Raw genomic sequence first — 9,447 nt, forward strand, 5'->3', positions numbered from 1 at the left:
AGCTTATATAGATAAATAATTTATATGGAGGAATTAGTATGAACGGCTTAAAAGGGATTCATCACGTAACAGCTATAACTAGTAGTGCAGAAAAGAACTATGAATTTTTCACATATGTTTTAGGTATGCGTTTAGTAAAGAAAACGGTCAATCAAGATGATATCCAAACATACCATTTATTCTTTGCAGACGATAAGGGAAGCGCTGGAACGGACATGACATTTTTTGATTTTCCTGGAATTCAAAAAGGGGGACATGGAACAAATGAAATTTCAAAAACATCCTTCCGAGTACCAACTGATGCAGCATTAGACTATTGGGTAAATCGATTTGATCGATTAGAAGTGAAACACTTTGGGATAAAAACACAGTTCGGTAAAAAAACATTATCTTTTGTTGATTTCGACGACCAACAATATCAATTCATATCAGATGAGCATAATAAAGGAATTGCTTCAGGTACACCATGGCAAAATGGACCAATTCCATTAGAATATGCAATTACAGGACTTGGACCAATTTTTATCCGTGTAGCTAATTTCGCATTCTTTAAAGAAGTAATTGAAAAAGTACTTTTATTTAAAGAAATTGATAAAGAAGGTTCATTCCATTTATTCGAAGTCGGTGAAGGTGGAAATGGAGCACAAATTATTGCGGAGCATAATGAAATATTACCACAAGCTTTCCAAGGATTTGGTACAGTTCACCATGTGGCATTCCGAGTAGAAGATACATCTGTATTAAAAGAGTGGATTAAACGTCTAGATTCATTTAGATTACCAAACTCTGGCTATGTAGATCGTCACTTCTTTGAGTCATTATACGCAAGAGTCGCTCCACAAATCTTATTCGAATTTGCAACAGATGGCCCAGGATTTATGGGAGACGAACCTTATGAGACACTTGGTGAAAAGTTATCTTTACCTCCATTCTTAGAACCAAAACGTGATGAAATTGAAGGAATGATTCGTCAGATTGATACTGTAAGAAGTACGAAGGAATTTGTTAAAGAATAATGTCAGAAAGCACTCACTTTTGAAGTGAGTGTTTTTTTATTAAATAACTCTTAAATTTAAATGTAAAAAATTACCTAAAAAATTAATGCATAAATCGATTTGTTATTCTAATGAAATATTTCACTGAATAAAAATCTTATGAACTAAAATAATTTTTTAGGAGAGGGAACATGAATAGTACATCTGGTAGGCGTTTATCGAAGGATGAAATGGTTACTTTAATACAAAATGGACTAGAGAGGACAAATAATCCGAAAAAGATTGTTATAGTAGGAGCGGGAATTTCAGGTTTAGTAGCAGGTTATTTATTAAAGGAAGCAGGACATGAAGTGACGATTTTAGAAGCAAATGGTCGAGTAGGTGGACGAATTTTTACGAAAAGAGCGCCTTTTATTAATGATCAATACTTAGAATTGGGTGCAATGCGTATTGCTTCTGATCACAAACTTGTACTTGAATATATAAATAAATTTAACTTAAGAGTGAATGAATTTGTAAATGGGAAGTCAGAGGATATTATCTTCGTTAACGGGATAAAAACAACCCAGAAGCAATATGAGCAAAATCCAGATATTTTAGGTTATCGTGTTGCGGACAATGAAAAAGGGGTTAATGTTGACCAGTTAATTGAAAGGTCACTAAAGTCCGCAATGGATTTTATTAAACAAAATCCTGATGAAAATTGGAAAACCATTATTGAAAATTATGATCATCATTCAATGGATTCATTCTTAAGATACAACCCAATCGGTACACCATTGTCACCTGGAGCTGTAGAGGAAGTAAAAGTACTTCAAGGAATGGAAGGGTTTCCTGAACTTGCCTTTACTGCCATTTTAAGAGAGTTTATTGTATTATTTTCAAAGGAAATTAAGTTTTATGAGATTACAGGTGGAAATGATCAACTACCTAAAAAGTTTTTAACACAATTGAAGGATAATCTATTCTTTGGACAAAAAATGAATAAAATCGTGCAAGAAAATAATCAAGTAACGATTCACTCAGATCATTATACAAGCCATCTGCCTTATCAAACTACTGCTGACTATGCCATTATTACTATCCCCTTTTCGTTATTAAACTTCATAGAAGTGGTTCCAAGAAATTCGTTTTCTTATGATAAATGGAAAGCAATACGAGAATTACACTATGTTCCGTCTACTAAAATTGGACTTCAATTTAAAAGTAGATTTTGGGAGAAAGATGGAACATTAGGTGGGAAATTAACAACAGATTTACCAATCCGATTTGCATATTATCCAAGTAATCATAATGGTAAAAATGGATCGGGAATCGTTTTAGCTAGTTATACTTGGGAAGATGATGCACTGATATGGGATAGTATGTCAGAAAATGATCGGATAATGAATGCTTTAAGTAATTTGGCTACTATCCATGGTAATCAAGTTTATACAGAATTTATCACAGGTTACACTCATAGTTGGGCTCTATATCCATACTCTGGGGGAGCGTTTTCTATGTTCAAACCAGAACAAAATAGAGAGCTGACACCTTATATTTCCACACCTGAGGGGCGAGTTCATTTTGCTGGTGAGCATACATCTTCTGCGCCTGCATGGATTGAAGGTGCAATCGAATCTGGCATACGGTCAGCATTTGAAGTAAACAGCCGTACCTTCATTGAACGATAAAAATTCATTTTTTATATTTCCGTTGAATATAGTGAAAATAGTGGATGTCTTTTTATTTGAGGGAGTGATCAGTTTGAACGAAAATAATCAAGGACTACAATTTACCCCTGTGAAAGCATGGAATGTTTTTCATGGCCCAAATGACCCGTGTCCACCAATTGGTACAAAATATTACTCTACACCTCCACACTTATATTTAGGATTTCAGCCACCAGGACTAGAGCAATTTTCTTACAAAGAGGCATTGAAAAAAGGTACTTTATGGAAAGTGTTTTATGACTTTTACGAAAATCCATATAAAGCAAGGAGGGATTAAAAATGCCTGAGCAACTTCCTCCAGAATATTATCAAGATTTAGAGGAACTGCAAGCAGTAGATTTCGTTCTTGTAGAATTAACTTTATATTTAGATACTCATCCAGATGATCAAAATGCAATTAACCAATTTAATCAATACGCCCAATATAAAAAACAAATCGAAGCTAATTTCGAATCAAAATATGGACCATTATATCAATTTGGTGGCAGTTATTCAGATCAAAACTGGAACTGGCACAAAGGTCCGTGGCCATGGCAGGTTTAGAAGGAGGGAATATTTATGTGGATTTATCAAAAAAAATTGCAATATCCAGTTAAAGTAAGTACCTGTAACCCTATGCTTGCCAAATTTTTAGTTGAACAATACGGTGGAGCAGACGGTGAGTTAGCAGCTGCCTTAAGATACTTAAATCAGAGATATTCAATTCCCGATAAAGTTATAGGACTTTTAACAGATATCGGAACAGAGGAATTTGCTCATTTAGAGATGATTGCTACAATGATTTATAAATTAACAAAAGACGCAACACCAGATCAAATGAAAGCTGCCGGATTAGATGCCCATTATGCATCACATGATAGTGCATTGTTCTATCATAATTCAGACGGTGTGCCGTTCACGACTGCTTATATTCAAGCAAAAGGTGATCCTATTGCAGATTTATATGAAGATATTGCAGCTGAAGAAAAAGCTAGGGCAACTTATCAATGGATCATTGATCTTTCTGACGACCCGGATTTGAATGATAGTTTAAGATTTTTAAGAGAGCGTGAGATTGTACATTCTCAGAGATTTAGAGAAGCTGTGGAAATTCTGAAAGATGATCGACAACAGCGGAAGATTTTCTAGTTAGTTGATATTATTTTGAACCTGTTCCTGGTAGATCGGGAGCAGGTTTTATTTTTTTGCATGTATGGAATGATTAATAAATAGAACTGTAGCTCTAGTGTGAGGTACTTGAACAGTGCTTTATAGTTGATAAAATTGCTCTTTTTTATTGATAATTAGCAGATTTTTATCAAGTTAAAGCAGTTTTCTATTTGAAATAAACTTCTATTATCAAGTTTTCAGGTCATAATACCTTAACTGGTATGGGTAAAAGTTAAGTTTATTTGCGATTCTTTAATATTTAATTGCAGTTTTGGTATTTTTATTTGCGGTTTTCTAATTTTAATTGCAGACCACTGTTTTTTTGCACCTTTTCAATCTTTATTTGCACGAATAGACTCCTTAATTGCGATCCTCAAATACTTATTTGAGCTCAGACTTAATTCGCCGCAATTCTTCCTTTAATCTGTACCGATAAAATCTTAATTTTTTGAGACATCCTCATTAACGCATACTATATTTAGTTAAAGCATTCATCTACAACTGTACTCAAGACAAGTTCACCAATTGTTATTATGACAAGAAATGTAACATATTCCACAAATCACCAAGTTGTTAATAGTATTTCCAAAGTTTATATGATAATATGAAACTATAAATCACGCAAGCGTGATTAATACATGATAAGGAGTGTTAATAGCATATGGCAATTTCTTTACAAAAAGGTCAAAAAGTCGACCTTACAAAAGGAAGAGCGGGACTTTCCTCTTTAATTGTAGGTTTAGGTTGGGATCCGGTGAAAAAAAGTGGTGGTTTCTTCGGATTTGGTAAACAAGAAAATATTGACTGTGACGCTTCTGTTTTAATGTTAGATGAAAATGACAAGTTAAGAAGTGCAAGTGATGTAATCTATTTTGGAAACAAAAAAAGCTTATGCGGTAGCGTAGTTCATTCTGGAGATAATCTAACGGGTGATGGTAACGGTGACGATGAGCAAGTATTTGTTAATTTAAATAAGGTTCCTTCTTATGTACATAAACTTGTCTTTGTTGTAAATATCTATGCTTGTGTTCAACGTAAGCAAGATTTCGGTATGATTAAAAACGCATTTATTCGAGTAGTAGACAAGTCAGCAAACGCTGAGTTAGTAAACTACAATATCACTGATAATTATTCAGGATTAACTGCGTTATACCCTGGTGAGATTTATCGCCATAATGGGGAGTGGAAGTTCTCTGCAGTTGGAGAGGGAACAAAAGATATTGCATTAGATAAAATTGTTCAACGTTTTCAATAAATAAAAAACATAATTGAAAAGGAGTGCATTTAAAATGACAGTAAATTTATTAAAAGGACAAAAGGTAGATTTAACGAAAACAAATCCTGGTTTAACGAACATTGTTGTTGGATTAGGTTGGGACACTAATAAGTACAGTGGCGGCAATGACTTTGACTTAGACTCATCAGTATTTTTATTAAATGGAGCTAGTAAATGTGCTACTGAAAAAGATTTCGTATTTTACAACAATACAGTAGGTGGAAATGGATCAGTTGAACACCACGGCGATAACAGAACTGGCGCTGGTGATGGTGACGATGAGCAAGTTACAGTTAATCTAACAAACGTTCCTGCTACAGTAGAAAGGATCGCATTTGCAATTACGATTCATGAAGCTGATGCACGTAACCAAAATTTTGGACAAGTAAGCAACTCTTATGTTCGTATTTTAAATGAAACGAATGGTGAAGAATTAGTTCGTTATGATCTAGGTGAAGATTTCTCAATCGAAACTTCAGTAGTTGTAGGTGAATTATATCGTCACAATGGCGAATGGAAATTTAATGCGATTGGTAGTGGATACCAAGGCGGTTTAATTTCATTAGTTAAAGATTACGGATTAGATGCTTAATTTTGCCTAATAAAAAAGTAGGTTAATAGTTAAAAGGGGAAAGTGTTTCTATTTCCCCTTTATTATTGTTTAGTACATCTTTAGAAAGGTAGAGAGGAAAAAGTTTCTAAAGATGTCCTAGATTGTAATTTAAGTTTAAAATGTTTTCCTATTGTAATGTTGCATTATTTGGAAGTTCGGGGTGGGATTTTGAATAAACAAAGTAATACGATAAATTTAAATGATCCAAGTTTACTTAGTTCACGTCAAGCGTGTCAAGAATGGGGGATCAATGACTCAACATTACGGAAACGAATAAATGATTTTCCAGACGGTACGATACGTAAATTTGGTTCCTCTTGGGTAGTAACTCGTGAAGGTATGGTAGCAGTTTTTGGACAACCAAAAATGAAATAATAACATCGGAAAGGAGTATCTTTATGTCTGCGATCAACCCAAAAGCCATGGATATTAATCAACATGAGTGGTTGAGTATCTTGAAACAACCTTCTATATTAAGACAATCTTATCAAGTAGAAGGAGAAACTATACAGTTTAATCAAATTGCATGGAGAATTTTAGGAACTAACATTGATGAAGATGAGTATTTTGAAAACTTATATGAACTAGTACATGACGAATCTTTAAATGTCATTCTATTAAGCGAAGAATTAAACAAGACAATTTCGAATGATATGTTACAAGCTGTTCAAAGAATAGTAACAATAAACACTGCTGAAAATGGATTGTCAGTGAACAGACTAATTGCATTCCTTGAAGGTGAGCGATTAATTCCGAAGCACGAAAATCAGAACATACATAGACATATTCGAGAGCAAATTAAATCTGTATTATCTAGCTTTAAAGATTCACATAAAAATGGATTCCTTGATAGTAATTTTAGAAGGATCATAGTTGATCTTGTAAAATGGTTACATAACCATGTAAATAAATGGATTGAGAGTTTTCCTACTAGTTCTCCACTTATCCTATGGTATGGTGACACAACCTTAAGTGAATGTTATTTCCTTTACTTGCTAATCCTTTTAGGTTTTGATGTTGCTATATTTCATCCGGAAGGAAAAGATGCATTATCCCATTTACTAGGTACCAAGAGCGACGGAATTAAAATATTACCTTCAACGACATCTTTCGTACCTTTTCCACTAGAAAAGCCAGTTAGAAAGAGTACAGTTGCCCATAGAGCAACAAAGGAAATTGAGAAATTATTGCATACTGAGGATTCATTATTATATAAACCATGGCAATTTAGAAATTATGCTCCAAGATCAATTACATTAAAAACAACCTTTGATGAACTATTCATTTTACATAAAGAGAGAGCAATGTTACGTCCAAATTTCCAAGTAAAAGAAAATAGTGTTGAAATTCCGGTTTTCTTTATGAAGATTTTAGGTGTGACGAAAAACCACCGTGAATATTGGGAAAAGATTGGCCAACTAACTGAAAGCAATTTAACACTTAAAATAGATAAATTTCCATTTACCCAATTAGTTAAAGGAAATCAACAATATCATTATCAAAATGCTTTAGGGCGTGACGGGCTGCTTGACCCCGATAAGATGTTGGCTAGTAATTGGTGGAGATATAAAGAACTTCCAAGCGGATTACAGTTTGGTCTAGCTTCTGCTATATCTAGATATGTTGACCGAGCAAATATTAAGTCACTACCAAATGAAACAAATGCTCAGACACAACTATTTTTATTTAGCCAATCTATGAATATGCCAAATGAAATATTAAGATTACTACAGCAGTTTGATTATACACAGCAAGTTCCAAAATTAATTATTTATAATACAGAAAGAGATGGTGAACTAAATAGAAACGACGCAGCACTACTGCTATTATTAAATGAGTTTGGAGTGGATCTAGTTTTACTTAATCCGACGGGTCAGAATGATATCGAATTATTCGTAGATGACAAATTATTCGATTCCCATTGGCTAGATGAAGTTACTTTTGATACTGAATTTCAAGTGTTGCGAGCATCAGGACAGTCACTAATTAAAAATCTATTTAGAAAAATAGTTAAATAAAAGGGGAACTTAAAATGTCTATAAATACACTTACTAGTTTAGAAAAGCAAGATGAAATTTTACAAGCGAATGCAAATGATATGAAATTGCAATTAAGAAATGAACCGGAAGTACACCGTCTAGCAAGTTCAATAGACCATAAAAATCAAATAGCTTTATTGGAGTACGGGAAAGAACCAGCAACTGAAATTTCAACCTTCTCAGGTAAAATATTAAATACAATTAAGGCTTCAAGTATGGAAGAATCTAGCGTTCTATTAAAACAATTAGGGAAAATTATGGACCGCTTTGATGCGAAAGATTTTGCAGAAGAAAAAGGGTTTCTTTCAAAAATTTTTAATCGTGGTCAAAAGTTAATTGATAAATTATTTGATAAATATCAATCAATGGGTACTGAAATTGATAAAGTCTATGTAGAAATTACAAAGTATGAACACGAAATGAAAACATCTACAAATACATTAGAACAGCTTTACGAGCAAAACGTAGCATATTATATGGAGTTAGAAAAATATATTGTAGCCGCAGAAATGAAAGCAGAAGAATTAAAAACACAGCTCCCTGCTTTAACTGAAAGAGCTGGATCAGGTAATCAACTTGCTATGATGGAGTTAGACTCCTTAAAAAACGCAATCGAGTTACTTGAACAACGTACTTACGATTTAGAAATGGCAAAACAAGTTGCTTATCAATCAGCTCCGCAAATTCGTCTATTACAACGTGGTAATACTAAACTGATTGGTAAAATTAACTCAGCCTTTGTAACTACAATTCCAATCTTTAAAACTGCATTAATAAATGCAATAGCAGCTAAGAGACAAAATTTAGTAGCTCAATCAATGAATGAATTAGATAAGAGAACAAACGAGTTACTATTACGTAATGCCAATACAATTTCACAGCAAAGTGTGGATATTGCTAGATTATCAGGATCTCCTAGCATTAAGATTGAGACGATGGAAGAAACTTGGAATATCATTATGAAGGGTATGCAAGAAACGAAAGCGATTGAAGAAGAAAATAAAATTCAACGTGAACAAGGTAAGTTGCGTTTGGAGCAACTGCAAGAAAACTTCATTAAACTTAAGCAAGGAAAGTAATGATATTAAGGGGTATTCATTAGTTTTTAAAAGTCAGTGGCCGACTAAAATGTACCCTATAGAGTAGACACTTGAAAAAGGTCACTTCTATGGGGTACTTTTTTATATAATGAAGAAAATAGAAAATCGGGGAAAATATTATATGTCAAAAAAGCTCTTTTCTAATAAGGAAATAAAAATATTAAGTAAAAATCCAAACGTTAAAGCTGTAAGTTCAAAAAGTATTACATACTCAGATGAGTTTAAAAGGATTTTTGTAACTGAAAATAAAAATGGAAAATTGCCGAGACAGATCTTTGAGGAAAATGGATTTGACGTTGAAATCATAGGTATTACTAGAATTAATAGGGCTGCCAATAGATGGCGTACTTCATATAATGATTCGGGAGTTCTTGGACTTCGTGATACACGTAAAGACAACTCTGGGAGACCAACTAATAAAGAGCTCACTTTAGAAGAAAAAAACGCTAAATTAGAAGCTCAAATCCAACTGTTAAAAGCTGAAAATGAATTGCTAAAAAAGCTAGACATGCTGGAGAGGGGGATGAAGGTAATAGAGTAAAAGATCAAGGCTCACATTATAC

10 protein-coding genes and 1 pseudogene are annotated in these 9,447 nt (G+C 33.5%); all 11 read left to right on the forward strand.

The window, feature by feature from the left end:
- Positions 1 to 38 precede the first annotated feature (38 nt).
- Entirely contained in the window at positions 39 to 1,016 is a 978-nt protein-coding gene (locus CN514_RS16730) for a ring-cleaving dioxygenase (protein WP_098233566.1), read from the forward strand.
- 170 nt (positions 1,017 to 1,186) lie between these two features.
- Positions 1,187 to 2,668 (forward strand): flavin monoamine oxidase family protein, encoded by a 1,482-nt coding sequence (locus CN514_RS16735; RefSeq protein WP_098233567.1) that lies wholly within the window; start codon positions 1,187 to 1,189, stop codon positions 2,666 to 2,668.
- 109 nt (positions 2,669 to 2,777) lie between these two features.
- Positions 2,778 to 2,984, forward strand: coding sequence for a spore coat associated protein CotJA (locus CN514_RS16740; RefSeq protein WP_176525938.1), 207 nt, complete (start codon positions 2,778 to 2,780; stop codon positions 2,982 to 2,984).
- A 2-nt stretch (positions 2,985 to 2,986) separates the two neighbouring features.
- Positions 2,987 to 3,250, forward strand: a complete 264-nt coding sequence (locus CN514_RS16745) for a spore coat protein CotJB (RefSeq protein ID WP_098233569.1) — start codon at positions 2,987 to 2,989, stop codon at positions 3,248 to 3,250.
- 15 nt (positions 3,251 to 3,265) lie between these two features.
- Positions 3,266 to 3,835, forward strand: coding sequence for a manganese catalase family protein (locus tag CN514_RS16750; RefSeq protein ID WP_098233570.1), 570 nt, complete (start codon positions 3,266 to 3,268; stop codon positions 3,833 to 3,835).
- A gap of 682 nt (positions 3,836 to 4,517) precedes the next feature.
- Positions 4,518 to 5,111: a TerD family protein gene (locus CN514_RS16755; RefSeq protein WP_098233571.1), complete on the forward strand. Its 594-nt coding sequence runs from the start codon at positions 4,518 to 4,520 to the stop codon at positions 5,109 to 5,111.
- A 34-nt stretch (positions 5,112 to 5,145) separates the two neighbouring features.
- On the forward strand, positions 5,146 to 5,724 hold the full coding sequence (locus CN514_RS16760) for a TerD family protein (protein ID WP_098233572.1): 579 nt from the start codon (positions 5,146 to 5,148) through the stop codon (positions 5,722 to 5,724).
- A gap of 189 nt (positions 5,725 to 5,913) precedes the next feature.
- Complete coding sequence (locus CN514_RS16765; RefSeq protein ID WP_286141727.1) at positions 5,914 to 6,120, forward strand: helix-turn-helix domain-containing protein; 207 nt, start codon at positions 5,914 to 5,916, stop codon at positions 6,118 to 6,120.
- A 23-nt stretch (positions 6,121 to 6,143) separates the two neighbouring features.
- Positions 6,144 to 7,763, forward strand: a complete 1,620-nt coding sequence (locus tag CN514_RS16770; protein WP_098233573.1) for a YceG family protein — start codon at positions 6,144 to 6,146, stop codon at positions 7,761 to 7,763.
- 14 nt (positions 7,764 to 7,777) lie between these two features.
- A complete protein-coding gene (locus CN514_RS16775) occupies positions 7,778 to 8,863 on the forward strand; it encodes a toxic anion resistance protein (protein WP_098233574.1) in 1,086 nt (361 codons plus the stop codon).
- 142 nt (positions 8,864 to 9,005) lie between these two features.
- Positions 9,006 to 9,419 (forward strand): annotated as a pseudogene (locus tag CN514_RS16780) (HTH domain-containing protein); the annotation flags it as partial.
- Between the last annotated feature and the right edge of the window lie 28 nt (positions 9,420 to 9,447).

Source organism: Bacillus sp. AFS001701 (assembly GCF_002559405.1).
Lineage (GTDB): Bacteria > Bacillota > Bacilli > Bacillales > Bacillaceae_G > Gottfriedia.